This is a genomic window from Flavobacterium sp. FlaQc-57 (assembly GCF_044007395.1).
In the GTDB taxonomy this organism is placed as follows: Bacteria; Bacteroidota; Bacteroidia; order Flavobacteriales; family Flavobacteriaceae; genus Flavobacterium.
In genome coordinates this window covers 103,636-128,070 of sequence record NZ_JBIPDA010000005.1, presented here as the reverse complement: position 1 = coordinate 128,070, position 24,435 = coordinate 103,636, and the positions used below count along the sequence as shown (strand labels likewise).

25 protein-coding genes and 1 other RNA gene are annotated in these 24,435 nt (G+C 32.8%); 5 read left to right on the top strand and 21 right to left on the bottom strand.

The features are described from left to right. The first annotated feature begins 413 nt into the window (after positions 1-413). Positions 414-1,799 carry a class II fumarate hydratase gene (gene fumC / locus ACHRVZ_RS16060; RefSeq protein WP_395423781.1) on the top strand — a complete coding sequence of 462 codons (1,386 nt, stop codon included), beginning with the start codon at positions 414-416 and terminating at the stop codon, positions 1,797-1,799. Positions 1,800-2,009: 210 nt separating this feature from the next. Here fumC and ACHRVZ_RS16055 read toward each other — a convergent pair whose 3' ends face one another. Then, positions 2,010-3,212 (bottom strand): NAD(P)-dependent oxidoreductase, encoded by a 1,203-nt coding sequence (locus ACHRVZ_RS16055; protein ID WP_395423780.1) that lies wholly within the window; start codon positions 3,210-3,212, stop codon positions 2,010-2,012. 240 nt (positions 3,213-3,452) lie between these two features. Between ACHRVZ_RS16055 and ACHRVZ_RS16050 the strand changes: the two genes are divergently transcribed. Next, positions 3,453-4,655 (top strand): serine hydrolase domain-containing protein, encoded by a 1,203-nt coding sequence (locus tag ACHRVZ_RS16050; RefSeq protein ID WP_395424151.1) that lies wholly within the window; start codon positions 3,453-3,455, stop codon positions 4,653-4,655. Positions 4,656-4,722: 67 nt separating this feature from the next. Next, positions 4,723-5,118, top strand: a transfer-messenger RNA (tmRNA) gene (ssrA, locus tag ACHRVZ_RS16045). Here the strand turns inward: ssrA and ACHRVZ_RS16040 are convergent. The 20 genes from ACHRVZ_RS16040 to ACHRVZ_RS15945 all read right to left on the bottom strand — a co-directional run bounded on the left by ACHRVZ_RS16040 (position 5,073) and on the right by ACHRVZ_RS15945 (position 21,908). Further along, complete coding sequence (locus tag ACHRVZ_RS16040; protein WP_395423778.1) at positions 5,073-6,629, bottom strand: recombinase family protein; 1,557 nt, start codon at positions 6,627-6,629, stop codon at positions 5,073-5,075. The genes ssrA and ACHRVZ_RS16040 overlap by 46 nt on opposite strands. After that, on the bottom strand, positions 6,580-6,768 hold the full coding sequence (locus ACHRVZ_RS16035; protein ID WP_395423775.1) for a hypothetical protein: 189 nt from the start codon (positions 6,766-6,768) through the stop codon (positions 6,580-6,582). Before ACHRVZ_RS16035 ends, ACHRVZ_RS16040 begins: the two co-directional genes overlap by 50 nt. Before the next feature lie 100 nt (positions 6,769-6,868). Then, positions 6,869-7,165 (bottom strand): hypothetical protein, encoded by a 297-nt coding sequence (locus ACHRVZ_RS16030; protein WP_395423773.1) that lies wholly within the window; start codon positions 7,163-7,165, stop codon positions 6,869-6,871. 6 nt (positions 7,166-7,171) lie between these two features. Next, positions 7,172-7,975: a hypothetical protein gene (locus tag ACHRVZ_RS16025; protein ID WP_395423772.1), complete on the bottom strand. Its 804-nt coding sequence runs from the start codon at positions 7,973-7,975 to the stop codon at positions 7,172-7,174. A 29-nt stretch (positions 7,976-8,004) separates the two neighbouring features. Next, complete coding sequence (traN, locus tag ACHRVZ_RS16020; protein WP_395423769.1) at positions 8,005-8,838, bottom strand: conjugative transposon protein TraN; 834 nt, start codon at positions 8,836-8,838, stop codon at positions 8,005-8,007. An 18-nt stretch (positions 8,839-8,856) separates the two neighbouring features. Further along, positions 8,857-10,143 carry a conjugative transposon protein TraM gene (gene traM / locus ACHRVZ_RS16015; protein WP_395423767.1) on the bottom strand — a complete coding sequence of 429 codons (1,287 nt, stop codon included), beginning with the start codon at positions 10,141-10,143 and terminating at the stop codon, positions 8,857-8,859. A 4-nt stretch (positions 10,144-10,147) separates the two neighbouring features. Beyond that, positions 10,148-10,606 (bottom strand): hypothetical protein, encoded by a 459-nt coding sequence (locus tag ACHRVZ_RS16010; protein WP_395423765.1) that lies wholly within the window; start codon positions 10,604-10,606, stop codon positions 10,148-10,150. Between the two features lie 6 nt (positions 10,607-10,612). Further along, positions 10,613-11,221 (bottom strand): conjugative transposon protein TraK, encoded by a 609-nt coding sequence (gene traK / locus ACHRVZ_RS16005; protein ID WP_395424150.1) that lies wholly within the window; start codon positions 11,219-11,221, stop codon positions 10,613-10,615. Between the two features lie 29 nt (positions 11,222-11,250). Further along, a complete protein-coding gene (gene traJ / locus ACHRVZ_RS16000; protein WP_395423763.1) occupies positions 11,251-12,456 on the bottom strand; it encodes a conjugative transposon protein TraJ in 1,206 nt (401 codons plus the stop codon). A 5-nt stretch (positions 12,457-12,461) separates the two neighbouring features. Further along, the gene (locus tag ACHRVZ_RS15995) at positions 12,462-13,097 is read right to left on the bottom strand and encodes a TerB family tellurite resistance protein (RefSeq protein WP_395423762.1); all 636 of its coding nucleotides are present in this window, start codon (positions 13,095-13,097) and stop codon (positions 12,462-12,464) included. Positions 13,098-13,108: 11 nt separating this feature from the next. After that, a complete protein-coding gene (locus ACHRVZ_RS15990) occupies positions 13,109-13,723 on the bottom strand; it encodes a hypothetical protein (RefSeq protein WP_395423761.1) in 615 nt (204 codons plus the stop codon). Positions 13,724-13,738: 15 nt separating this feature from the next. Next, positions 13,739-14,422: a conjugal transfer protein TraI gene (locus ACHRVZ_RS15985; RefSeq protein ID WP_395423760.1), complete on the bottom strand. Its 684-nt coding sequence runs from the start codon at positions 14,420-14,422 to the stop codon at positions 13,739-13,741. A 14-nt stretch (positions 14,423-14,436) separates the two neighbouring features. Beyond that, the gene (locus ACHRVZ_RS15980; RefSeq protein WP_395423759.1) at positions 14,437-16,905 is read right to left on the bottom strand and encodes a TraG family conjugative transposon ATPase; all 2,469 of its coding nucleotides are present in this window, start codon (positions 16,903-16,905) and stop codon (positions 14,437-14,439) included. Between the two features lie 35 nt (positions 16,906-16,940). Beyond that, a complete protein-coding gene (locus ACHRVZ_RS15975) occupies positions 16,941-17,252 on the bottom strand; it encodes a DUF4133 domain-containing protein (RefSeq protein WP_395423757.1) in 312 nt (103 codons plus the stop codon). A 19-nt stretch (positions 17,253-17,271) separates the two neighbouring features. Continuing rightward, positions 17,272-17,610 (bottom strand): DUF4134 domain-containing protein, encoded by a 339-nt coding sequence (locus tag ACHRVZ_RS15970; protein WP_370433004.1) that lies wholly within the window; start codon positions 17,608-17,610, stop codon positions 17,272-17,274. A gap of 133 nt (positions 17,611-17,743) precedes the next feature. Beyond that, entirely contained in the window at positions 17,744-18,232 is a 489-nt protein-coding gene (locus ACHRVZ_RS15965; protein ID WP_395423755.1) for a hypothetical protein, read from the bottom strand. Between the two features lie 292 nt (positions 18,233-18,524). Next, entirely contained in the window at positions 18,525-18,719 is a 195-nt protein-coding gene (locus ACHRVZ_RS15960; RefSeq protein WP_395423753.1) for a YqaE/Pmp3 family membrane protein, read from the bottom strand. 110 nt (positions 18,720-18,829) lie between these two features. Then, the gene (locus ACHRVZ_RS15955; RefSeq protein WP_395423751.1) at positions 18,830-20,032 is read right to left on the bottom strand and encodes a hypothetical protein; all 1,203 of its coding nucleotides are present in this window, start codon (positions 20,030-20,032) and stop codon (positions 18,830-18,832) included. Between the two features lie 45 nt (positions 20,033-20,077). After that, complete coding sequence (locus ACHRVZ_RS15950; RefSeq protein ID WP_395423749.1) at positions 20,078-20,956, bottom strand: helix-turn-helix domain-containing protein; 879 nt, start codon at positions 20,954-20,956, stop codon at positions 20,078-20,080. Between the two features lie 352 nt (positions 20,957-21,308). Then, positions 21,309-21,908 (bottom strand): hypothetical protein, encoded by a 600-nt coding sequence (locus ACHRVZ_RS15945; RefSeq protein ID WP_395423747.1) that lies wholly within the window; start codon positions 21,906-21,908, stop codon positions 21,309-21,311. Between the two features lie 332 nt (positions 21,909-22,240). Between ACHRVZ_RS15945 and ACHRVZ_RS15940 the strand changes: the two genes are divergently transcribed. Together ACHRVZ_RS15940 and ACHRVZ_RS15935 are read left to right on the top strand one after the other, a co-directional pair. Beyond that, positions 22,241-23,914 carry an AraC family transcriptional regulator gene (locus tag ACHRVZ_RS15940; RefSeq protein WP_395423745.1) on the top strand — a complete coding sequence of 558 codons (1,674 nt, stop codon included), beginning with the start codon at positions 22,241-22,243 and terminating at the stop codon, positions 23,912-23,914. Between the two features lie 77 nt (positions 23,915-23,991). Further along, entirely contained in the window at positions 23,992-24,168 is a 177-nt protein-coding gene (locus tag ACHRVZ_RS15935; protein WP_395423743.1) for a histone H1, read from the top strand. The last annotated feature ends 267 nt before the right edge of the window (positions 24,169-24,435 follow it).

Below are 24,435 nucleotides of genomic sequence, written 5' to 3'. Positions count from 1 at the left end.
CAACTAAGAAAAACATCAACCAAAACCCTATAGTTAGTATGGTCAAGAAAAGTAAAAAACCTAAGTACTGTGAAAATTCAAACATGTTTTCCGGAATTTTTGAATGTAAGGACAAATGTAAGTTTTATATTTTTCCTTAGCAATTAAATCCAAATCAATTTTTATAAAATCACAATAATCCGTATATTTAAACTCATTTTAAATAACGTTTTTATTCAACTATCCAAATCAAGAGAGCATGTATGTTTTCAGGAGCCATTTCCTGCTGTACACTCTATCTTTTCCTGGCTAAAGAAGCCAGAAAAAGGATGCCGTTCCCATCAGGGCTAGGACAATCATTTTCATAAGAACTTTCTGTTTTTTTATTTACAGATCAGTTTTCAAATCACAAAAATAATAAACACATATACAAAATGAAATACAGAATAGAAAAAGACACTATGGGCGAAGTACAAGTCCCAGCCGATAAATACTGGGGAGCTCAAACAGAACGCTCTAGAAATAATTTCAAAATAGGAGCTTCGGCATCGATGCCACAAGAAATCATTGAAGGTTTTGCTTATCTAAAAAAAGCAGCAGCTTATGCCAATTATGACCTGGGTGTTTTACCCATAGAAAAAAGAGATGCGATTGCAGCTGTTTGCGACGAAATTCTGGACCGAAAACTAGATGATCAATTTCCGCTTGTAATCTGGCAAACCGGTTCAGGAACACAAAGTAACATGAACGTAAACGAAGTAATTGCAAATCGTGCTCAAGTTCTTAAAGGTTTCGAAATTGGCGAAGGTGAACAGTTTATTAAAGCAAATGATGATGTTAATAAATCGCAGTCATCAAATGATACCTTTCCAACCGGAATGCATATTGCTGCTTACAAAATGATTGTTGAAACTACAATTCCGGGAGTCGAAAAATTGCAAACCACTTTATCTGCAAAAGCAAAAGAATTCAAAGATGTCGTAAAAATTGGGCGTACACATCTTATGGATGCAACTCCCCTAACATTAGGACAAGAAATCTCAGGATATGCTGCTCAATTGTCTTTCGGCTTAAAAGCATTAAAAAACACTTTAGCACATTTATCTGAAATCGCTTTGGGAGGAACCGCAGTCGGAACCGGATTGAATACTCCAAAAGGTTACGACGTAAAAGTGGCGGAATACATCGCTAAGTTTACCAATCATCCTTTTGTAACTGCCGAAAATAAATTTGAAGCTTTGGCCGCGCACGATGCTATTGTTGAAACTCATGGAGCTTTAAAACAACTGGCTGTGTCATTAAATAAAATTGCAAATGATATTAGAATGTTAGCTTCTGGACCTCGCTCCGGAATTGGAGAAATTCACATACCTGAAAATGAACCTGGATCATCTATTATGCCAGGAAAAGTAAACCCAACGCAATGCGAAGCTTTAACAATGGTTTGCGCACAAGTTATTGGAAATGATATGGCAATTGCAGTTGGCGGAATGCAGGGCCATTATGAATTAAACGTTTTTAAACCTGTTATGGCAGCCAATTTTTTACAATCGGCACGATTATTAGGAGACGCTTGTATTTCGTTTGATGAACATTGCGCGCAAGGAATTGAACCCAATTATAAGAGAATTAAAGAATTGGTAGACAATTCATTAATGTTAGTAACTGCTTTAAACACAAAAATAGGATATTATAAAGCAGCAGAAATAGCTCAAACAGCTCATAAAAACGGAACAACTCTTAAGAATGAAGCTGTTCGTTTAGGATATGTCACTCCAGAAGATTTTGATACCTGGGTCAAACCGGAAGAGATGGTATAAAAAAGTCTCAGGTTTCAGGTTTCAGGTTTCAGGTTTCAGGTTTCAGGTTTCAGGTTTCAGGTTTCAGGTTTCAGGTTTCAGGTTTCAGATGACTATAAAAAAAGGCAGAAAACTAAAGTTTTTTGCCTTTTTTATTAATCCTATCAATATCTACAACTTTGTCAAAGTTTACCCACTCTCAAAACTGAAACCTGAGACTGAGACTTTTTTCTACTTCCCGTCTACATAATCCTGTAAATAACTAAATCTTGGTGTTAACTTTCCTTTATCTGTTATTTTAGCACGTTCAAGAATTCCATCTTTATCTCCATTAAAGAAAGCCGGAATTACATGTTCCATAAATTGTTCTCCAAAGCCTTCACTGGCGTCTTTTGGTATTTCGCATGGCAAATTATCAACCGCCATTACAACCACTGCAGCAGGATGAAAAATATCAACTTCAGTATCTTCTAAAGGAAAATAACCATATAAAGGTTCTGCAATAGTCGAAGAACGCAAAGTACAAGCAATTGGACCTTTTACATCGCATGAAATATCTGCTACAACTTTTAACTTACAATCATTTGCATTTAGCATTTCTCTAGTTAAAATCATTGGAGCACCACTAGCATAAAAATGTCCTGCAAAATAAATATCAGTCACTTTGGTGAATTTTTCAAAATCTGAAACGTAATCTTCAGGATGTGCTACAAAATCTTTAAAATCCTTAACTTCTCCATCAATTCGTTTGTTGTATTCTAAAACATCCAATTGAACATAAACAGCTTGCGCATATTTTTTAGTCAGATAATTATCAACCGTAATTTCTTTTATTTTTATAGCATCCAGAATTTCTTTGGCACCGCTTCCAACTTTTCCCGTTCCAGTAATTACAAACTTTAAGGCCGGCATTGTAATACGCTTCAAATGCATAATTAATGCATCTTTACCTGATAAAGTTTCAGCTTTTGGCAATTTAAATAATTCGAATTTTATTCCGAAAGCTCTAATTCCGTTATAAACACCAACCATTCCGGCATATTTTCCAAAACCAATTAAACGACGATTATGAGCATCAACAATTGTTTCATGATCGTACAAATCGATATTTTTTTCTAAAATAGCCTGCAACAACTTCCTATTATAAGGCTGCTTCTTTATTGTATGCGAAAAAAAGAAATAAGCTTTATTGGGAATTAAATTTTCAACAGGAACTTCTTTTACACCAAATAAAACATCACAATCAGAAACATCATCTGTAACTGTAATGCCCATACTCTTATATTGAACATCCGAAAAAATCCTAATATCAGAGCTTTCAACTTCGACTATTGCATCATGATAAAGCTGCTTCAGTCTGGTAAGCTCATTAGGAGCAAAAACAACTCTACGGTCTGGCGGGTTTTTTCTTTCTTTTATGATTCCGAATTTCATTTAAACAGGTTTAAAGTATTTATTAATATAACTTTTTACGTCTTATTTGTTTCAAATATAACAAATTTAGTTAAAGTTTTGTTGTTAAATTTCAATTTAGAATGCTTAAAAACCGTTAAAAGCTGACTAACAATCGACTAATTAAACAAAACCTTAAAATTTTGTTAAAACAAGCTTTTCAGTAAACAGAAAACGGTCAAACATAAATATTGAATTCTATATATTTGTTTTTAAAGAATGATGAAAATGAGTTTCCTTAAAAACACAAAGATACCACAAATACTTTTCCTAATATTAGTTTTAAGCTCTTGCGGAAAAGATAAAAAAACCAATACCGACAATACTTCGACAACAGAAGATACCTTACCAAAGATGAAGCCGTTAGGTCCGGAAAAAAGACTTACGCAAGCCTACTTAAATTCAGTTACGGGAAGAATAAACCATTTTTACAATAAAAACTGGCCTAACAATACTATGAACGGAAGTTTTTTAGTTGCTAGAAATGGTCAAATCATTTTTGAAAGATACAATGGATATGCTAACAAAAATGAAGATACTAAGATCACAGCAAACACTCCGCTTCATATTGCATCAGTAAGTAAGGTTTTGACAGCGACAGCAGTCTTAAAACTTGTAAACGCAGGCAAAATTGATTTAGATCAAAAAGTAAACACCATTTTAAAAACATTTCCTTATCCTGATTGTACGGTCAGAATGTTATTGAGCCACAGAAGCGGAATGCGAAATTATGCCTATTTTACTGATCGCGACAAATCAGTTTGGGACAGACATAACCAATTAACAAACAAAGATATTTTGAATATTCTTGCCACAAAAGATATTGGGTTAGAATCAAAAACAGGAACACGCTTTAGTTATTGCAATACCAACTACGCAATGTTAGCCCTAATTATCGAAAAGATAACAGGACTTACCTATAAGGAGGCAATGACCCAAATGATTTTTAAACCTTTGGGAATGACAAATACCTTTGTTTTTGATAATGAAAAAGACAGAAAAAAAATTGTTCCATCATATAAAGGTAATGGTGTAGAAATTGGTTTTGATTATTTGGATTGTGTTTATGGTGACAAAAACATCTACTCTACTCCTCGTGATTTATTAAAATTTGATCGTGCCAGAAATGCTCCCGGATTTTTGAAACCGGAGCTTTTAAAACAAGTCTATACCGGTTATAGTAATGAAAGAAAAGGAACAAAAAATTACGGTTTAGGTATCAGAATGATCAATTGGGATTCTGGACAAAACTTTTACTTTCATAATGGTTGGTGGCATGGTAATACCTCATCTTATATTCCGTTAATGAAAGAAAATGTTACAATTATAGCTTTATCTAATAAAATGACCAGAAACACTTATGCGGTTCGAAAATTGGCTCCAATTTTTGGCGATTATCCGTTTAATTTTAAAGATGAAGAATAAAATTATTTTTCTGAAAATTTTATTACAAAACTAACTTCAAATAGTATAAATTTGCAAACTCATTTTTGGGGTCGACTGGTTTTGACAGCAAGTCGAATTGAAAAGTAAGCACGTCGAGCATTGAGACCTTGCTCGTAAATATAAGATCTTACAATTTTACACGGCGAAAATAACTACGCTTTAGCTGCATAATCTGAATTATAGTAAGATTAGCCACGTCCCTATCAGATAGGGAAGCTGGATTCTCCTTGAAAGCCTTGGTTTGTGGCGGTCAGTACAGGGGAACCGTAAAAATAAACCTAGATTTCCATGAGCTTCGGGTGGATATCGAAATTAAGAAGATAAGTGTTGAGTGGTTGTTCCTGACCTAGCTTAACAACGAAAATCCAATCAGGAAATAAACGTGTAGAAAGCTCTTTAGTTGCTTGTTTGGACCCGAGTTCGATTCTCGGCGACTCCACTCGACGGGATGATTGAAAAATCATCCCGTTTTTTTTCGTAAATAAGCAATCCTTTGTTCTTCATTTTCAACTGATTACAAGTAAAAACATGCAACATTGTAGGTGTTCGATAGATACCATCCTCATAGTACAAATTGCTGTCGAACACCAAATTCACAAATTCTCTTTTTTCTAAGGTATTAGCCTTAGTGTAAACACTTGAAATATCGGTTAGTAAGTCTAAATTCTTTTGCAAAATTTTAAATGCTCCTGAAGGATTTGTGCTAAATCTCTGAATAGATTCTTTAGCATTTTCTATACTGTATTTATAATTAGCATACCATCTATCATACGTATCTTTAGCAATTTCACTTTTTATCCATTTTTCTTCAAGCAGTAATAGTTTTTTTTCAGTCTCTATCAATTCCTCTTTTTTGAGTTCGCTAAGTACCTTATTTTTCTGTAACTCATCTTTTAAAGATTTATCACATCCACTTCTTATTTTTTCAACAACTGCGGGTGAAATACTCATTAGTTCACAAATATTTAAAAACTGATCATGAGCCTTGATAGCACTTATATTATTATGCTTAGAATGTTTGCATTTATAGTAATAAAAATATTTACCGGACTTACCACGAGAAGGTGCACCTGTAAGTACATTTCCGCAATGGCACTTCAAAACCCCTCTAAGAGGAATTTCATCGTCAATAATAGATCTAATTTTTTCAGGTCTCTTCATTTTATTCTGTACCATTTTCCATACATGTACATCGATAATTGGCTCATGAATACCTGGAAAAAGACCTCCGGGATGATCTTTATAAGGTTCAACTTTCAAGAAACCTGCATACACAGCATTACTAAGCACTCTTTGAATTGCATCATTTCCAGTTCTGTTGAAACCTAATTTCTTAGCCATATCTTTTATCAGATAAATAGGTACGTCACGCAAATAAGTGTCATAAATGAAACGAACAATTTTAGCATCTTTTTCGTTAACCACCAACTTACGCTCTTTACGTTCTCCTTCTTTCTTATATCCAAAAGGAGGCGAATTATGTACAAAACGGCCCTCCTTTGCCTTTGCAGTGTATAAACCTCCCCTAATTTTAATACTTCGGTTTATATTATCTTCTTCTGCAAGCAAAAGTTGTAATCCAGCTCTAAAAAAACTCCCAGGTGTCTCATAATCAAAGATTATCCCTTCAGTTACACTTACTACTTGTATTCCATACTTACCCTGAAGAGTTTTAACCATACTCATTGCTTCCCCAGCATTTCGGCTAAATCTATCCAGTTGATCCACTAACAAATAATCAACATTTTTATAGTGCTTTGTAATAAACTCTTGCAATTTTATAAAATCCGGCCTATCAAATGTTTTCGCACTTTTGCCTCTATCAATAAAGGTGTCTATTAACTCAATATCATTTGTTTTGATCCACTGATCTGTATATAATTCCTGTCTTTCAATCGAACCGTTACTCTGTCCAATCTGACTGAACCTCAGATATCTTATTGCCTTTTTCATAAAATTCTTGTATAGTTGCTGCAACGATTATTTTAATAAATAAACTTACCACTTTTTGCTCTTTAATTTTGTCTATTTCAATAAAACTTTCTATAATCCTTTTATTTAAAACCTCTTCCTTGATTTTTAACTTTTCCATAGTAATGAAATTTATCAAAAAAAGCCCGTAATGGGCTTTTCAATTCTTATGCTCTTATAAATGTTAAAAGATCTTCCAATACAAACCAATTTTACTGCTTCTAATCCAGATGATCCAATTTAAAAAATATCTTACTCCCTTGCGTCTTTTTACAAGAAGGAATATATTTTATATAACCATATTCACTAAGTTCACGAACAGATTTTCGGTACGTATAGGCTGATAATATTTTTGCTTTGTGACTAATTTCATGTCTAAATACCTCAATAGGATTAATAAAACCCTTATCAATTCGGTATTGAAGTAATGTCACATAAATTGCAATATGTGTACTACTAATACGAAAGTCTTTCTCAATGGCTATAAAGAAATCTGATAAGGGTTTTAAATTATCCATGATAAATCAAATTGAATGAGCTTGTCTATTTTTTCTGGTTTTTGACTTAGCCTTTTCCTCCGATTCAGGATCTTCAGCATCCTGCTTCTGCTTTGAATCTTTAGCCATCGACTTCCCTTCAGACTCACCTTGTTTTTGATCTTTACTTTCACTGATTCTGATTCGCTGTTTATTCTCATTGTAAACATTAATTGTTTTAAAATGTGGATTTGCCTCTACAAATTGTTTATTCTCAGTTCCGTCAATTTTAAAAGTGACTGATTGTAAATTTCCCTTTTTTAGAGAATTAATTAGATCCTCCTTGTACATTGGATTTTCTAATTCTTTTATAGGATGTTTTGCCAAACTTGATTCCAAATCATAACCATAATTTTGGTGATAATGATTTAATTTGAAATTTCCATTACTATTATCCGCCTGTTTAAAATCCATCTGAATCCAAGAATTATAAGCTTCTCCCTCTTTTGTTTTAAGATCTTTGTTTACAGAACGTCCCTCCATTAAATTATAGGCTTCTTTAGCAGTAATATTATTATCTTTATTAATAAAGAATGTCTGCTCCAACGCTTCTTTGGAATCATCTTTTTGCAAACTAATTTTATAGGAATTAAAAAAATACATATCACTTTGATCTGATTTTTTAAAGTTTAAAGTAGCATTTACTGTATCAGTCCCATACTTCACCTCATGATTCAATTTAAATTCTGCTTCTCCCTTAAGTATATTATCTTTCAATACACCATCCATCGATTCTCCAAATCCAGTAAACTTAATTTGGTCTTGTAAGAATTCTACATTTTTCTGATTCATAATATTTAATTTTAAAAGTTAATATATGTTTATAAAGTCCCCAATACCTCCAAATCAATCAGATCATTATTTTTAATATTGAGTTCTATCTGTCTCCCTCCGCTTTTTTCAATTAATTGAATTGTTAAATACTTTTTCTCGGGGATAGTAAACTTAGATAAAGCAAGCACTTGCAAAACTTCTGATTCATCTGGTATCTTTGAAACTTCAGAAGTTGAAAGCAAAGGCAAGATTTCTATTTCTTGGGAAGCAGTTCGTATTGATTTTTTCTGATCTCTGATAAAAAAACGAAGCTGATCTATATCATAATTTATTTTGGATTTATTACCAATTACTAATCTTAAATAGATTACATCCTGATGAATAAAAAGACCTGTAATCTGAAGTTTTATATCAAATCGAGCACTACTGAGTCCGACTATCTTTTTATTTTTAGAAAATGCCAGGTTAGCATATTGCTCAATTTTCTTTTGATTTTGATTCTCCATGGAAAAAACAACTTCCTTATTTACTACTGTTGAATTATCCACTACTAAATTTAGATCTGGACACTGCTCGTCATAATTCAAAATAAAGCCATATAATTTACCATCAGAAGTAACAACAGTTAAATTTGTCTGTGTAAAATTCTGCAGTCCGGCTTTAACTAATAAAATATTCTCAACTCCTTTTGCCTTCTGAATCAAAACTCCCTGACTTCCTTTATCTATACTTATAATGGGATAAGGGAAGACTATGCTAGTAGTTTTGGAAAATCCAATTTGCAAATTTTTAAAAATAGTCCCGCCATCATTTGACTGAGCTGATAACGAAAATGCCAATACTAACAAACTCGCCAAAAATCCTAATTTATTATTTTTCATCTGTTCAGTTTTTATCGTTTAATTAGAATTCTTTTGTTTCTCATCATAAAGGAGAATTCGATAGCCCGCCTTAACTACAACTTTTATAAGTTTAACCTTTTTGCTCATAAAACTCTTGGCAGCTTCAATACCCATTCCGGCAGCCTGTACTCCCCATAAATCATCAAGACCGCTAACTCCTAAAGTTTGAATGGACCGGTCTGCTGATGCTTTGGAAACATCACGGCTAATAGCCCCTGGAATAAAAACCCCCTTAATTCCATCCATATCAAAAACTGAGAGTTCAACTGGAAAAATTGAATTTGCATATTTTATATTACTTATTTTTATTTCGAGTCTTTCTCCCTGTAAAGAAGCAATTCCAAACAAAAAACTGTTTCTAGGAATAAGCTTTCCCTGAATTAAAACATCATTGCTTAATCTGAGTTTAATTGTAGAACCGTTTACAATGGTCTGCGTTTCATGTATAACAGCTTCAATGGCATTCTGCTCTTCAAATGAAACCTCTTCTTCATCAAAAGCATAAAATGAATTTTGTTTAGAGGTATTCTCTTTGTTTTCTTTAACGGATTGTAATGAGGTAAGATTATTCTCCTTGGTCTTTATAGCAACTGTCAATGACCTTGATTTTTTGTTTTCGTAAGATTGTTTTAATTTTTCTTGAACTCGGGCTGGATGCTGAATATCAAGTATATTCTCAAGCATTCCTCCTAATTGTTTGAGTTCAGGATCAGCTTCCTGAGGTTCATTCATAACCGACATCATTTGCTCAAGTTTCTCCATCTGTCCAGATGCTTCACTAGTGCCATAACCCTCAAACTCCCTCATATCGTGGCTTTGACTTATTTGTACCTTAGGCTGGCTTATCGCATTTTGAAGTGCTTTTAATTTCTCATACACTCTTTGTTCATTTTGATCTTTAAAGGAGCTGGTATTTAAAGCCACTTTACCTTTTCTAAAATTATTAGTCCCTAGCTCTTGATCCCAATTAACCACAGAATCTCCTAAGACCACAGTACTTGAGTAATTAGGGTCTTTCTTGATTTGCTCTTGCAGTTTTGCTGAATCAATTACGGCCTGCTCATAATAACTCATCTTATCAAAATCATCATCATTTTTAAATTTTGGATCTGGTAGAACACTGTTAAATCCTTCCCTACCTTCCGTTTTGACAATTTCTAATGTTCCTTTGCCACCTCCAAGACTCCAAAATAGCATCGTTACAAATGGCAAAATCAAAACCGGAAGTATTAGAAGCATTTTTCTTTTTTTTAATTCTTTTAATGAAATTGTTTTTTTCTCCATGACATTACTCTTTTACATTAGACTTATAATAATTTTCAATAAAAACCAGACTATCCAGAAGGCCTGGTCGAGACAGCTTAATACTGTCATATATTTTCTTATTAGAAGAACTTCTTTTAAGACTATCCTTGTAGGATAGGAAGTTCTCTATTTTTTTATACTCTTTTTGTGAAATTAAAATCGGTTTAAGAATATTCTCTTTTGATTTCTGATTTACTATAACAGGCTTTGAAACAGAAACAATATCGATTTTCCCAGAGACACCTCCAGCAAAACTCCAGTAAACAATAGAAATACTAATACAGCCTGATAAAATTGTAAATCCCAGCCACAGAACAACTAAACTTCTTTTTGACAAACCTGAAGTGAGACTACTCATTTTTTGCGCCCATTTGCTCTGAACAAGCAATAAATATTTATCAATTACCATATTCATAAAGGGTTTCTCAGTTAAATTCCTCATTACTTTTCATTTTCGATTTTCAACACTCAGATCTTTATTTTCCAAAGTAACCCAGCGTTCAATAAGAAAACCATGCGAATTATTATCACTTCTGGAAACATTGCGTAAATTACCCTCAGTGATAAGGCTCCTATTTACAATACTGGTACTTCGAATTATTTTTTGCTTAGCAAAACATTTAAAACGATAAGGATAATCATCAACACCAATCTGAATACTGTCAATTGTGATAGTCTGACTAATATTTCCCGAAATTATACCTGAGTAATATCCATTTTCTTTCAGATCATCATATACATGTTTCGCACTGTCATCAGCCAGATAAAGCGCTTTGGTAATATTTGCTTTGATTACTTTATCATCAGGATCAAGCGTGAAAAAATAACGGTGAAAACTTTTAACATGGTCTCTGGCTTCCACTGGAACATTATCTTTTCTCTCTGAGGAATAGGCCTCCAGAGCTTTACCATTAGCCAGAATGTAAACCCTGTCCTGCATCAGAGTTACTGTCGTAAAACTTTTATACAGAGTATAACAGCAGATTATGATGCATCCTACAATTACAAGAAGCGTAAAGCCTCTTATGTACCTAAAAGCACTATCAATATTTTTCATTTTAGTAAACATTACAAAAAGTTTTAAGATTATTTAGAATTCCCTTTTAGCCTATCACCCATATAATTTCCTTTCTTTTCAAAATAGGGTGAATTATTAGATGATGAAGACATACTCTGAGACATTTTCCCTGCAGCATTACCCATTGAATCCATAACCATTCCGGCTCCTTGTGAAGTTTTAGCAACTACACTACTAGCTGAATTACCAAAAATACTTGTTACCTTCTGGCCTAATGCTCCGCCTCCGCCTGCATGTACAATGTAATTAGCTACAGATGGAACTGTGAAATATCCAATGATTCCAATGATCATGAAAACTAAATAAGCGATATCTGTTCTGCTAAAAAAAGTATCTCCTGAGCTATTAACCTGTGCGATATCAAGTTTTAACATCTGCTCCTGAATTTTTCCAATAATACTTCCGAAAATATTGGCAACAGGAAGCCACAAATAAATATTTATATACCTTGCAAGCCAAACCGTGAGCGTATGCTGAAATCCATCAAAAACAGCAATTCCAAAAACAAGAGGTCCCAGGACAGAAAGCACAACAAGTTGAAATGTTCTTAGTGTATCAATGCATAATGAAGCAGCTTCGAAGAGTATTCTTAAGATCTCACTCATCCACTCTTTTACTGAATTTCTAAAACTATATGAAGCTTTTTCCATAGCAAATTTGACATCATTCCCAATTCCCGAAAGCATACTTTCCTCTGAAGGATCTTCTCCACTATGTGTATATTTATACCATTCGTCACGATTTCCGCTGCCAGTGGCTCCTACATACATTTTCCATGGATCTGTTTCTTTAATTGCTTTTTCTTTCTCTTTTAACAACACTTCAATAGCTTTATTGGAACCTTCAACCATTGCCGCTGTAGCCGTCACCGTAGGTTTCATAACTCCATTAAGCAGTGCTAATACAGAAGGAAATATCATGATACAAAAACCAATTACAAATGGTCGAAATAGTGGATAAAAATCTATTGGTTCTGCACTCGCTATATGCCTCCATACCCTCGAAGAGATATACCAGAGTGCTCCAAAACCCGCTATACCCTGCCCTACTGCAACAAGATTATTACATAAAGGCATCATCTCATCATAGAGCTGTTCTAAAATTTGGTGTAAACCTTTTATATCACTACCTAAGCTCTGCGCATGACTAATTACTGGCAATAGTAGAGCTGCGATCATAAAAACAATCGCTTTATTCAACTTCAATATCATCATGATTTCTATTTTTTTAATTCATGAATTCGCTGGGCAGTATCTATATCATTTTCTTCTCTGGCACGTTGTAGTGCCAAAACATTTGAAGATGAATTAAAGCTTCGAAGAAATAAAAGTTTTTCCTCCATATCTTGGTAAATCTTATCGATGGCCTCCAATCGCTCATCATCTGACATTCTTAGTTTATCAGCTGTGACGATTGTTAGAAGTTCATCAAGATTCCTTATGCTTTGAACAAGTAAATTACCATACACTTTTTCAAAATATGCAATCTCCTCAGGACTAAAGCTATTGCTTTTGGCAAAACGATTAAAAGCCCTTTTGCTCTCTTTTACCAGAAGAACTTGATAATTGATAATATCTCCCACTCTTTTATAGTTCTTTACAACTGGACTTACCAGCATCAGGGCATCCAAAAACGTTTTATGCAGGCTAAAATTTCCCTCAGACATATCTTTAACAGCTTTGTAGCCTCCTGATAAAATCTCGTACCCCTTTTTCATATCACTGAGAATCTGTTTGAACTGGCTGAGTTTTTCAATATTCAAAATCAGTTGTTGAATTTCCTGAGCCTGCGCCACTACTTTGTTTGGCAAGCACAATAAGACAATCATCGTAAATAATGCAATTGCTTTTCTCATGATCCTTTGATTTACAAATCGTTTAATGAATAACCAACTTTAGTATCATTACTATCCTTAGACTTAGAGAGTGAAAGCATTTTTGTTTCGTTACTAAAAGACACACAAAAAGTATAATCATTCATCATTGTTCTATACAAATTATCAATTCGTTTTAATCTCTGATCATCTTTCATCTCCAGTTTCGTTTCTGTTGTAAGAATTAAAAGATCATCCAATGTCCTGTTACAGTTCTCAAAGAGTCTGTTAAATGACCGCTCTATATAATCCAATTCATTACTGTGAAATAAATCATCTTGTCTTAATTGCTTAAAAGTGCCGTTGGAGATTTTGATAATTTTGAGCTGCAGTAAAACAATCTCAGCAACTATTGTATACCCCTTGATATTGGGATTAATTTTCTTCAGCGAATTAAAATAATCACTGTGTAGATTCACTTCTCCTTTTTTAAGATCTCCAATAAAATGAAGCCCCTTTTTTGCAATATCATAGCCTTTTTTGGCATAATCAATATACACTTGCAAAGCAGCAATCTGTAGAATTAGTTCTTTTCGCCACTTTGATTGTGCCTGCAAATACGCAGTACTAATAAATAACAGTAATAGCACTAAAATTAACTTTTTCATGATACCTCTATTTAATTACGGAATTCCGTAGAATTGTTTAACTTTATTTACATCATTAGTCGTTTTGGCTCTTTGAAGACTCAAGAGCACATTCTGCCTATTAAAAATAAGCAGGTCATCATAATTGGCATCAATCTGATCCGCAGCACTGTTTATAATTTCCAGTCTTTTAAAATCGCTCATCTCAGTTGTAAAAGAATCCAAAACCAAAAATATTTGATCAATATTCTTTACACTTTCTTCTAAAATTCCCGAATAAACTTTTTCCATATATTCGACCTCTGAAGCAGTGAAATGTTTATCTTTTTGCAAAAGGTTCCAGGCCCTTTCATATTCCGAAATCAGCCTTGTCTGCTTATTGGTAATTTCTTTTATACGCTGGTAATAGGTAATAATTGACTTTACTTTCATGAGTTCTTCATAATAATTTTTATAGAGATCACGCTGCTTTTTTGTCCAATCCGATATCTCATCTAGTTTTAATTTAGATAAGACATTCTCTATCTGCTTTTGGGCATTCTGTAGCCAGATCGTTTTATTTTGAAGTCTTTGTATTCTTAAATCAATAGCCTTGATTACTTTTTTAGTAACCGTTTTTACAATTTCCAAAATAGGAATTACAGCTATCGTAGTAGATGGTCTTACCGGAGTACAGACAAGCAACAAACATATTATACCAACAACAATTTTTATTTTCATTTTTCCTCTTCATTTTATTTTCCATTTTTCATATCCAAAGCCAGCGCTGCAATTCCTTTTTTAATATCACCATCAAATTTTTTAGCATAAGCATTCACTTTTACTTTTTCACTCTCCTCGGTTGTGTAAGCCAAATATTCCTCGAGTGAAACTTCTGTTCTATATACCTTGGATGACATCCCCCCTAGTGAGATAAAGACCTCTTTGTATTTTTTGTCAGGATCATTAGACTTATTTACGGAAAGCACTAAAGCTTTTTCCTTTTCTGTAAGTCCCAAAAGTTCCTGAATCAGATCAAATTTATTTTGATACTTACTTTGATCCAGCAGTATTTTACAATCACTGTTGTTGATAATAGCCTGTTTTACTATAGGTGATGAAATAATATCTTCTACCTCCTGAGTCACTACAATAGCCTCTCCAAAGAACTTCCTAACAGTCTTAAATAAATACCGAATATATTCTGACATTCCCTCTTTTGCAATTGCTTTCCATGCCTCTTCAATCAAAATCATTTTACGAATTCCTTTCAGTTTTCTCATCTTACTGATAAAAACTTCCATTATAATAATGGTTACCACAGGAAAAAGAATCGGGTGATCTTTAATATTATCCAGTTCAAAAACAATAAACCGTTCCCTTAAAAGATCAAGGTTTTCAGTTGCGTTGAGCAAGTAGTCAAATTCTCCTCCTTTGTAATAAGGTCTAAGTACATAAAGAAAATTATTCACGTCAAAATCTTTCTCCTTTACTTTATCGCCTTCTAAAATTGACACAAAATCCTCTTTTAAAAATTCATAAAAACTATTAAAACATGGAAATATATCAGAGTTAACTTCCATTTTTTCATAATATAGCTGCAGAGAATTCGATAAGGCTACATACTCGCTTCGATTAAAGGTCTCATCGTCTTTTTTCCACAACGCTAACAAAAGTGTTTTTATACTTTCCTTTTTCTCTGTATCGAGGTGGTCTCCTTCTCCGATATAAAAAGGATTAAATCGGATGGGATTCTTTTCATCATAAGTGAAATAATACCCATTTACCATATCACATAAGCCTTTGTAGCTGTGTCCTACATCTACTAAAACTACATGAGTTCCTTGCTCATAATAACTTCTGACCATATGGTTGGTAAAAAAGGATTTGCCGCTTCCTGATGGCCCAAGTATAAATTTATTGCGGTTCGTGCAGATACCCATCTTTACAGGCTCATCGCTGATATCTACATGAACAGGTTTTCCCGTTAGGCGGTCTCCAAGTCTAATTCCCATAGGACTTAACGAGGATCTGTAACCTGTCTCCATATTCAAAAAACAAACAGCCTGCTCCGTGAAGGTATCAAAGGTGTCATTCATAGGGAAATCAGCCGCATTTCCAGGAATTCCAGCCCAATAGATTTGAGGAGCCCCTACCGTCTCTAACTTTGCAACGGAATCCATTTGAGCCAGAGCTGAGGAAACCTTATTTTTAATTTCCTTCAATTCCTCGGGATCACTTGTCCAGGCCAATACATTGAAATGTGCTTTTACTGGAAGTCTCTGTTGGGCGATGGCTTCATTCAAAAAATCATTTGTAGCATCGCGGGCAATCATATTTTCTCTGCTGTAAGCGGATAAGGATTGCAGACGCAGTCGTTTACTTTCTAACTTTTGAATAGTCTTTTGAGCATCTTCAATAAAAATATACTGATTGTAAATATGATTGCATGATAAAAGTTGTCCAAGAGTCGATGCAAAACCAACACTGAATTTTGTTTTGTCAGTGGAATAACGATCATAATTAATTCTGGATCCGCATAAAGACGGTAGGTCTGCCGCATCTCCTAAAGTAAAAAGCTGGCAGTGTTTGTTTCCTACTTCCAAACCTTTATCAAATTTTATATCTTTATAAATAAAAGAGCTCTCTCGCTCAGATAAAAAATAGTACTGTTCTATAAGGCCCATCTTTCTACTCTGACTTTTCAGTTCATTATTCCCCAAGCGTTTAAACTTTACAAAACCGCTATCTTCCATGATGCGTTTAAACTGCCCTGTACTGTCAATAAAATCTTGTAGTAATTTTGCTTTTAAGGTTTCTTCAGGCACTATTGAGCTTCTTATCAAATTTGAAAATAAAGAACTCGAACTTTTTCTTCCCATCGGCTTCTTAGTCAGCATAATATAACAAGAATGATCTAAAAAAGGTCTTTCATTAAAAAATCGCTCACTGCTTCGAGTTAAAAAACTACTATCCTCACTTGAAAAATCAGCTTGATAAGTACTTTCCAAAAACCAGTCCTGCTTATGAAAAACACAAAACTTAGGAAGCACTTTAATAGCCTTAATCCACGATTGATGGAAAGCTTCATATTCCTGGTCAGACAAAGTAAAAATCTCAGGAAGTTCAACTTTAAACACAATGGTTACATCTCCTTGTTTTGATAAAATACAGTCGTGTTCAATTGCCATAATAGGCAAAATATCATCTATCTTCTTCTCCATCTCAATCCCTCTTTATCGTTAACGTTGTAGAACCATCACATTAGAAAAACTTTCCTTGTGTAGATTTTAATTATCTTAGGAATTTGTTTTCTTGCTAACGCCTTCATCATACCATATTCTCCGTACTGATTGCTCATTTGGTAAATTTTAAAAACCAGAAAGCCTCCACAAATTCCAATAAAACCTACACAGAAAATTGACGGTAGTCCAATTATATAAAAGATTGCAAAAAGAATCATAAGCCCTACTACACCACCACCCAAGTACCAAATGTATTGAGCCTTAAGTCCTTTAAATTCTATACTTTGATTAATCCCTTTGTTGATTTGATACACACTATTACTCATTCTTTTGTTATTTTTAATTCTAAACTCCAAAAAATGATTTGATAACAGTGGCTACTACCACTAAAAAAACACAGCTTCCAAACCAGGCCGCAGCGACTTTTCCCGTATCCGGATCACCGGCATTCCATTTCTGATAAACCTTGACAGCACCAATTAAACCAAGTAATGCTCCAACTGCATACATAAGCTCTGTACCCGCATCAAAGTAACTCCTAACCTTCTGGTTTGCTTCATTAATTCCTGCTACTCCATCTTGAGCAAAACTCTCAAAATGAAAAAAAACACACAACAGTACAAGAAAGAACTGCAGTGCCAGTTTTCTTTCAACTTCCTTTAATTTCCAATCACTCTTTCTCATCACACATCATTTTTAAAGTTTTAATTCATACTATAAATAAGTAGAGGAATATCACCGTTGCAAACTCTATTTCCTTGTCACATAAAGCCATACCGCACCAGAGAGAACAGGTATCATTCCTCCACTTTTTTTATTAAATAGTCTCTTCCCACAATCGATCAACCTGCTCAAAAGTTAAAATAAGTTGTGGGTGCTTAACGCATTCAGAGACTATATGTTTATTTATGTTTTCACGTAAAGAAGAAATCTTTACAAAAGAATATTCACTAAGAATAAACCGCAGATAATTTTGAAATTCCAGGGAACCTAAGCTCTCTACTGCACTTTCTTCAATAGCAAGAGAAAGGCGTAAAGACAATTCATTTAAGTCTTCCATAGCAACAGAATGCGAATCTGGAATTGCAGTATTCTGAGAATTTTTCAATAATCCCCCATCCGAAATATTAAAACCAGAATTGGTGACGAAGGAATTTTTCCTACTTGGAAAACTTAGTTTTTTCTCTCCTGTAAAGAGCTGTTTTAGTTCCACAGCGTAAAACTTTACTATTAAAAATAAATACCAGCAAAATAATAGGACACCAACAGTAATTAAATAATTACTCCACGAAATAGTAGTAAACATAGCCTTTTCCTTAATCGTTCAACATCACTTTCACTCCATCATAAAATCATAAATAAAGAATATGATTTATTATACAGTCAAAGGAACAACAACGGTATCCATTCTACAAGTACAACTTTGTTGTACCTTTTTGTACCCCTTGACAGAGCCCATAAAATAAGGAAGAGGAATCCTTTGGGATCCCTCTTCCTTATTTTATAATTTAACTCTTATATAAAAATTTATAGTAGATAGTACTTCATTAACTAAGTAAAAATTGAATAATAAAGATTTGTAATAATTCTCAAACTACTTATTTCCTTAAAGCTTTTATCAATTTATTATTTCGTTTTTCAGCTCTTGAATTTTGCAGGGATATAACCGCCCAGATAGCAGCAGGCAACCAGCCTATCAAAGTAATTTGCAAAATCAAACAAATAATCGAAGTCACAATTCTTCCTCTAAGAAAAAAAGAAACAAACGGAAAAAAAATTGCAATTAATGTCATAATTTTTATTTTTTAATAATACGTTCAAATTAAAAAGTCAATCTGTATACCCAAATTAACAAATGTAAAAACTGACTTTCGTTCCAAATATAATAATTTTACAAAGTTGTTCAATAGGATTTAATCTTCTTAATAATTTTCTCAAGAGTCTCAATTGCAATTTGCTTATCCCTATCTTCAGCTCCATATGATTTACTTCTAACAGATTGATAAGAAAGCTCTTTCTTAAAAGGAGTAGAAAGATAAGGCACAATATTTTTAAAGAAATGACTCATTGATTTTGCCTTTATTATTCTTGCTTCATCTGTTGCCCTTAAAATAAGACCAATTTGATCAACTGATAAGATGCATTCAAGTTTACCAATATCTGATGACTGCCTAATACTGTTCCCATCGGTCATACTCCTCTGTTCCTGAAGCAAAAGCTTTATCTTTTTTTCAAAATACTTGATTTCATTTTCAAACCAATATTCTAGAAATGTAATGAGGTTTTGTCGTGAAGGATTAAATGTTATTTTTAAATTGGAATTAATCTGAACTAACTTTGTGTAACAGTAGAGCACATTTTCAAATCTTTCAGATAAGATCTCAAAACTGCTTAAATAATTGACAAATTTTTCAATTAAATGATCTGTATATTCGGTACAGTTAAAATTCAATCTAATTAGCAATATATCTAAAGAGGAAACACATTCTATTTCAGATTCAAAGTAACTAAAATCTTCAAGCTCTTTTAACAATTCTCGCTGATATAGTATATGCCTATAAGTAAGCTTAACTTTTTTACTTCCATAAAGCTGAGATAGCAACAAATTAATAATCATTTTGAATTCCTTATTTTGCTCTTCATCCAATCTTTTTTTTTTGAGTAATACTTCCAAATTCGTTTGAAACTCTGTTCTCCATACGGTAAGATATGTAATTGGTACTCTTTGATCTAAACTGATAAAACTAGAAAACCTTATCTCCACAAATGACAGTAAATCATTAAGAGATGTAATGATAACATCAGAAATTTTCAAAAATTCCGAAGTGAAAAACACTTCATTTTTTCTACTTTCAACAATACTGTCTAATAGAAACACAAATGATGAATGATATTTTCGAACCAGCAATCGTATTTGTCGTTTGCTTTTCATCTCAAATATTTCCACTTTTATTTGGGCTTTAATTCTTTGAGATTCGCTGTTAATATTGTCGCACAGCACTTTCAAATCAAAATCTGAAATGGAATTGATGGAACTTATATTTGGATTAAATGTCGTTATTACTAATGAATCAAACCATTCCAAAGGATACATCTTAATCATCATTATATTGTTTTAATTAAACAATCTCTAGCATTATAATAAGTGATTTTAAAGTGGCCGATTTTTATTCAAACGATATTCCGATGGTAAAACACTAGTATGTCTTTTAAAAAATACGCTAAAATTCGCTGCACTGCTGAACTCCAATTCATCAGCAATCTTTGCAATGGAATGTTGTGAATCATCAAGAAGGTTCTTAGCTTCAATCACAAGAGCTTCAATTATAAAGGTTTTTGCCGACTTACCTGTTAGCAATTTTACCATTTTATTCAAATGCCCTGGAGTCACATAAAGCGAACCTGCATAAAACTGGACATGATGTTGTTTTCTATAATGTATCGCCAGTACTGTTAGAAACTGAATTATCAAACTTTCCTTCCTGCTGAAATCTAAATTTGCATCAGGTACATATTTCGAGTAAATGACTTTAAGTTCGTATATGAATAAATTAAAACTGATACGTTTTAGATCTTTATAAACTTCCTGACTCTCTGAACTGCGTTGTAAAAAATACATTAATTTATAAATCATCCACAAAACTGTAAAATCTTTCTCTTCAAGTTTGATTTTATGATCTGACTGTAGCATTAGTATGCTAAAAGCATCGGCAAGTTCTTTCTTATAGCAATTATCGAGTACAAAATCAAAAGAGGTCCTGATAAGATATAGCTCAATATTATCAGTAGCTTTCAAACTTGTACAAATTGAATTGACTGGTATTACCAATAAATTTCTGCGTCTTATAACTTTTCCATGAGAAGAAAACTGTATTCTCAAATTACCAGCTTTAATTAAAAGCACAGAAAAATTAGGGATCTGAAATGGCACTTTCACTTCGTGTTTTACGATATAGTTTTTAATAACATTTACAAATAACCCTTCATTTTCCTTGCTTTTAACTTCCGTATTCAATATTTCCTTGATCATAAATTATCATTTAAAGCATATTATTTTTTTAGATTTTGTCCTTAAAAAGATATTCCATCCACATAAAAAACTGAAAATATAGATTAGCAAATGAGCACAATAGCAGCAAATAAGCAAGCTTCCTCGGGCATTCTATATGCCTACCTTGATTTAGAATATATTTGATAAGTTCATCGTAACTCAACAGGTCAATAATAAAATAAAGAGTGAACAGATTAAAAAGGAAAAGTATAAAATAGAATATTGGTCGTTTTTTCATCATACAAAAGGCTAGATAGTGGTAAAAATGAGAGTTAAAAAATCATGCGATTTACAATCATATTGCTAGAATTAAGCATCACAAAAAGTTATTCTATCTACTAGTAGTTGATGTCTCCCAATCTCTGTCCTTACGTTTCTTTTCACTGTAAAGTACAGCTTCTGAAACAGACGAAATAGTCAAAATCGTATTCTTTTCATTAACGCTCAGAGATTGGTCAGTACGTTTTCCTATTTCATACTGTATAATATAATCATCTATTATACCATCGTCTTGGCCTTTTAAGGCATTTAGACTAACAATATAATTCTTAATGTTTTCCTTCAGAGGAATACCTAGCAAGCTTTCTTCTACAATTACAAATAAGGCTCCTACAGGAGTTGTTTCCATCACAATTGTATCATTGGATAAAGTCTGATTATCTAACTTCGTTGAACTTGCTTTTACGTGCCTATGATTTACAAGTGAGATGATTTGATCAGATATTCTCTCAGGAACTACTAGTATTTGATTTCTAACTTTAATTTTTCTTAACAAACCTTTCTCCTTTGATTCATAGTGAAAGTTTGATTTTACTTCAAATGATTCTAAAACAGAAGCTTTCGGATTGATCTGCGTTTCACTATCTGCGAAATCATCTGTTGAACATGAACAAAACAAAATGGTCAAAATGGTAAATAATAAATTTTTCATGATATAAAATGGTTATGTGAATGAGAATCTCTTCTCAGCTCATTTCACCCGGGGTAGCAGAACTTTTATTTAGCACTATGCTAAACCTTTTGCTATTGAATTCGAAGCAAATCTATGAGGACCAAAACAATAAAAAAAGGGCATGTTTGTGGATATCCATGAAATCGACTATCGATTTCCATGAAATCAACAAAGTAATTTTCTTACAACAAAACATTGTATTACAAATGTTTACATTATTTTTGAATACTTTATTTTGTTGTAGCTTTCATTTAAATGTTTTAATCAGATCCATGTTTTTTATAGGCATGAATTCACAATATCCATGCATTATGAATAGTAAATTATATGCACTTCTATTTCTACTTTTAACAAAATGCCTTACTGCCCAAACGAGTCTAAGTCAAATCCCTGATTCTCTAAAGACAAAAAGTTTTGATTATCTAGACGAAAAAATCTATGAGAATAAAAATGACAGCACTAAAGCTTCTCTCTACTTATATTCCTATTTATTCAAGGCTAAAAAAGAAAATAACTGGAGAGAAGTTGTTTATGGCTATCAAAACATGCTTCATCAGTCACCTGTTGAATTACGCCTGCAATATGCTGACAGTATGATTCACTTCGCTAAAAAATCAAATAATCAGGCAATAATTGGTTCTGCATTTTTATCAAAGGGAATTGTATATTATAGCCAGAAGAAGTACAATGAAGCATATAATTATTATATCAAAGCGAACGAGCACATTTCAAAATCCGATGACAAGTACCTTATTTATAAGGTGAAATATAACATCGCGCAGATAAAATATTATCTTGAATTTTATGATGAGGCTATTTCTCTTTTAAAAGAATGCATTGACTATTTTAGAAACGAAGAGCCCCGACCCTATTTAAATTCACTTCATTCCTTAGGAGTTTGTTATAACAAAGTAGGTGATTACGATCTCTGCTCGAAAACTAATCTGTTGGGAATTCAAGAATGCGACAAATTAAAAATTCCCGAGATGAAAGTGTTTTTCGAGCACTCGGAAGGCATTAATCAATATTTTAAAAATAACTTTAATACCGCTATAAAAACATTGCAGGATGTTCTGCCTAAATTAAATAGCAGTACGGAATTTGCTAATGAATCAATAGCTAACTTTTATATCGGAAAGAGTTACTGGAAACTTAACTCTCCCTCCAAAGCAATTCCTTACTTTCAAAAAGTTAATCAGACCTTTAAAGAAAAAGCATACATTCGTCCGGATTTAAAGGAAGTATTTGAACTGCTAATTAAATACTATAAAAAACAGAAAGATCTTAACTCACAACTATACTATATAGATCAGCTCCTTAAAGCAGATTCCTTACTAACTGATACAAATAAATATTTGATTGGAAAAGTTCATAAAGAGTATGATACGAAGGAACTCTTAATTGATAGAGCTAAAATTCGCCAACAGTTGATTTATGAGAGATACTATGATGTCGTGTTCATAGCCATTATTTTAATTATGTTTTTAGTAATCATTTATTTTACCTACAGACATTTCAAAAATAAAAAGCTCAACAAAATAAAATTTGATGAGTTATTAAAAAAAATTGATGCAAAAAATGTTTTAAAACCACGATTAGAGAAATCCGACTTGTTAGATGTCACACCACAAGCGGTTCAGGTAATATTAAAGCAATTGGAAAAATTTGAAAAAGGGAAAAAATTTCTTGACAAAACTTTGACACTAGCCACACTTACAGTTGCATTTAATTCCAACAGCAAGTATTTATCTAAAGTAATTTACCATCACAAAGACAAAGGATTTGTAGACTACATTAATGACCTGAAGATTGACTATCTCATAGATCTTCTTAAAAATTCTAGTACCTACCGCACTTATAAAATTAGTGCATTAGGTGATGAAGCAGGCTTTAGTACCACTGCTCGTTTTACAAATGCATTTCAATCCAGGACTGGTTTATCTGTTAGCTATTTTATTAAACAGTTAAAAAAAGAAGACATATAACAACATTTTCTCGATTGTACCGTTTTGTTTCTGGCGCAAAATTTTACTTTTGCAATCTTAATTTAAAAAAATGTATCATGAAAGATCTGATTGCAAAAATCAACGCAGAAATAGAAACTTTTAAAACAGAATCAGATTCACTAATTGAAAAAAGTGTGAAAGCTGCTGGAGCAAGAGCTCGTAAATCAACTTTGGAAATTGAGAAACTTTTAAAAGAGTTTAGAAAAGTTTCTATCGAGGAAGCTAAAAAATAAATTCATTCTCACTTTTGCTTAATTAAGCCTTTCAGATTTCTGGAGGGCTTTTTTCATCAAAAAAACTGTTTAGAAAATAGAAAATTTCATAATAAACTGACCCTAACACTTTATTCTCTTGAATTGCCCAGCGCAATTAATCTTCTTATAATCTGAAAATTTTAACTCAAGTAATCATCCCTTATTGAAATACAAAGCCTTAAAAAGCAATAATCCAGTATTTTTTTTTTAGAAACAACAACGCAAAAATATTCTTAAAACTAAATA

Coding starts and splice junctions, on each gene's coding strand:
- fumC (WP_395423781.1), top strand. CDS start 414: ATGAAATACAGAATAGAAAAAGACACTATGGGCGAAGTACAAGTCCCA.
- ACHRVZ_RS16055 (WP_395423780.1), bottom strand. CDS start 3,212: ATGAAATTCGGAATCATAAAAGAAAGAAAAAACCCGCCAGACCGTAGA.
- ACHRVZ_RS16050 (WP_395424151.1), top strand. CDS start 3,453: ATGAAAATGAGTTTCCTTAAAAACACAAAGATACCACAAATACTTTTC.
- ACHRVZ_RS16040 (WP_395423778.1), bottom strand. CDS start 6,629: ATGAAAAAGGCAATAAGATATCTGAGGTTCAGTCAGATTGGACAGAGT.
- ACHRVZ_RS16035 (WP_395423775.1), bottom strand. CDS start 6,768: ATGGAAAAGTTAAAAATCAAGGAAGAGGTTTTAAATAAAAGGATTATA.
- ACHRVZ_RS16030 (WP_395423773.1), bottom strand. CDS start 7,165: ATGGATAATTTAAAACCCTTATCAGATTTCTTTATAGCCATTGAGAAA.
- ACHRVZ_RS16025 (WP_395423772.1), bottom strand. CDS start 7,975: ATGAATCAGAAAAATGTAGAATTCTTACAAGACCAAATTAAGTTTACT.
- traN (WP_395423769.1), bottom strand. CDS start 8,838: ATGAAAAATAATAAATTAGGATTTTTGGCGAGTTTGTTAGTATTGGCA.
- traM (WP_395423767.1), bottom strand. CDS start 10,143: ATGGAGAAAAAAACAATTTCATTAAAAGAATTAAAAAAAAGAAAAATG.
- ACHRVZ_RS16010 (WP_395423765.1), bottom strand. CDS start 10,606: ATGAGGAATTTAACTGAGAAACCCTTTATGAATATGGTAATTGATAAA.
- traK (WP_395424150.1), bottom strand. CDS start 11,221: ATGAAAAATATTGATAGTGCTTTTAGGTACATAAGAGGCTTTACGCTT.
- traJ (WP_395423763.1), bottom strand. CDS start 12,456: ATGATGATATTGAAGTTGAATAAAGCGATTGTTTTTATGATCGCAGCT.
- ACHRVZ_RS15995 (WP_395423762.1), bottom strand. CDS start 13,097: ATGAGAAAAGCAATTGCATTATTTACGATGATTGTCTTATTGTGCTTG.
- ACHRVZ_RS15990 (WP_395423761.1), bottom strand. CDS start 13,723: ATGAAAAAGTTAATTTTAGTGCTATTACTGTTATTTATTAGTACTGCG.
- ACHRVZ_RS15985 (WP_395423760.1), bottom strand. CDS start 14,422: ATGAAAATAAAAATTGTTGTTGGTATAATATGTTTGTTGCTTGTCTGT.
- ACHRVZ_RS15980 (WP_395423759.1), bottom strand. CDS start 16,905: ATGGAGAAGAAGATAGATGATATTTTGCCTATTATGGCAATTGAACAC.
- ACHRVZ_RS15975 (WP_395423757.1), bottom strand. CDS start 17,252: ATGAGTAATAGTGTGTATCAAATCAACAAAGGGATTAATCAAAGTATA.
- ACHRVZ_RS15970 (WP_370433004.1), bottom strand. CDS start 17,610: ATGAGAAAGAGTGATTGGAAATTAAAGGAAGTTGAAAGAAAACTGGCA.
- ACHRVZ_RS15965 (WP_395423755.1), bottom strand. CDS start 18,232: ATGTTTACTACTATTTCGTGGAGTAATTATTTAATTACTGTTGGTGTC.
- ACHRVZ_RS15960 (WP_395423753.1), bottom strand. CDS start 18,719: ATGACATTAATTGCAATTTTTTTTCCGTTTGTTTCTTTTTTTCTTAGA.
- ACHRVZ_RS15955 (WP_395423751.1), bottom strand. CDS start 20,032: ATGATGATTAAGATGTATCCTTTGGAATGGTTTGATTCATTAGTAATA.
- ACHRVZ_RS15950 (WP_395423749.1), bottom strand. CDS start 20,956: ATGATCAAGGAAATATTGAATACGGAAGTTAAAAGCAAGGAAAATGAA.
- ACHRVZ_RS15945 (WP_395423747.1), bottom strand. CDS start 21,908: ATGAAAAATTTATTATTTACCATTTTGACCATTTTGTTTTGTTCATGT.
- ACHRVZ_RS15940 (WP_395423745.1), top strand. CDS start 22,241: ATGAATAGTAAATTATATGCACTTCTATTTCTACTTTTAACAAAATGC.
- ACHRVZ_RS15935 (WP_395423743.1), top strand. CDS start 23,992: ATGAAAGATCTGATTGCAAAAATCAACGCAGAAATAGAAACTTTTAAA.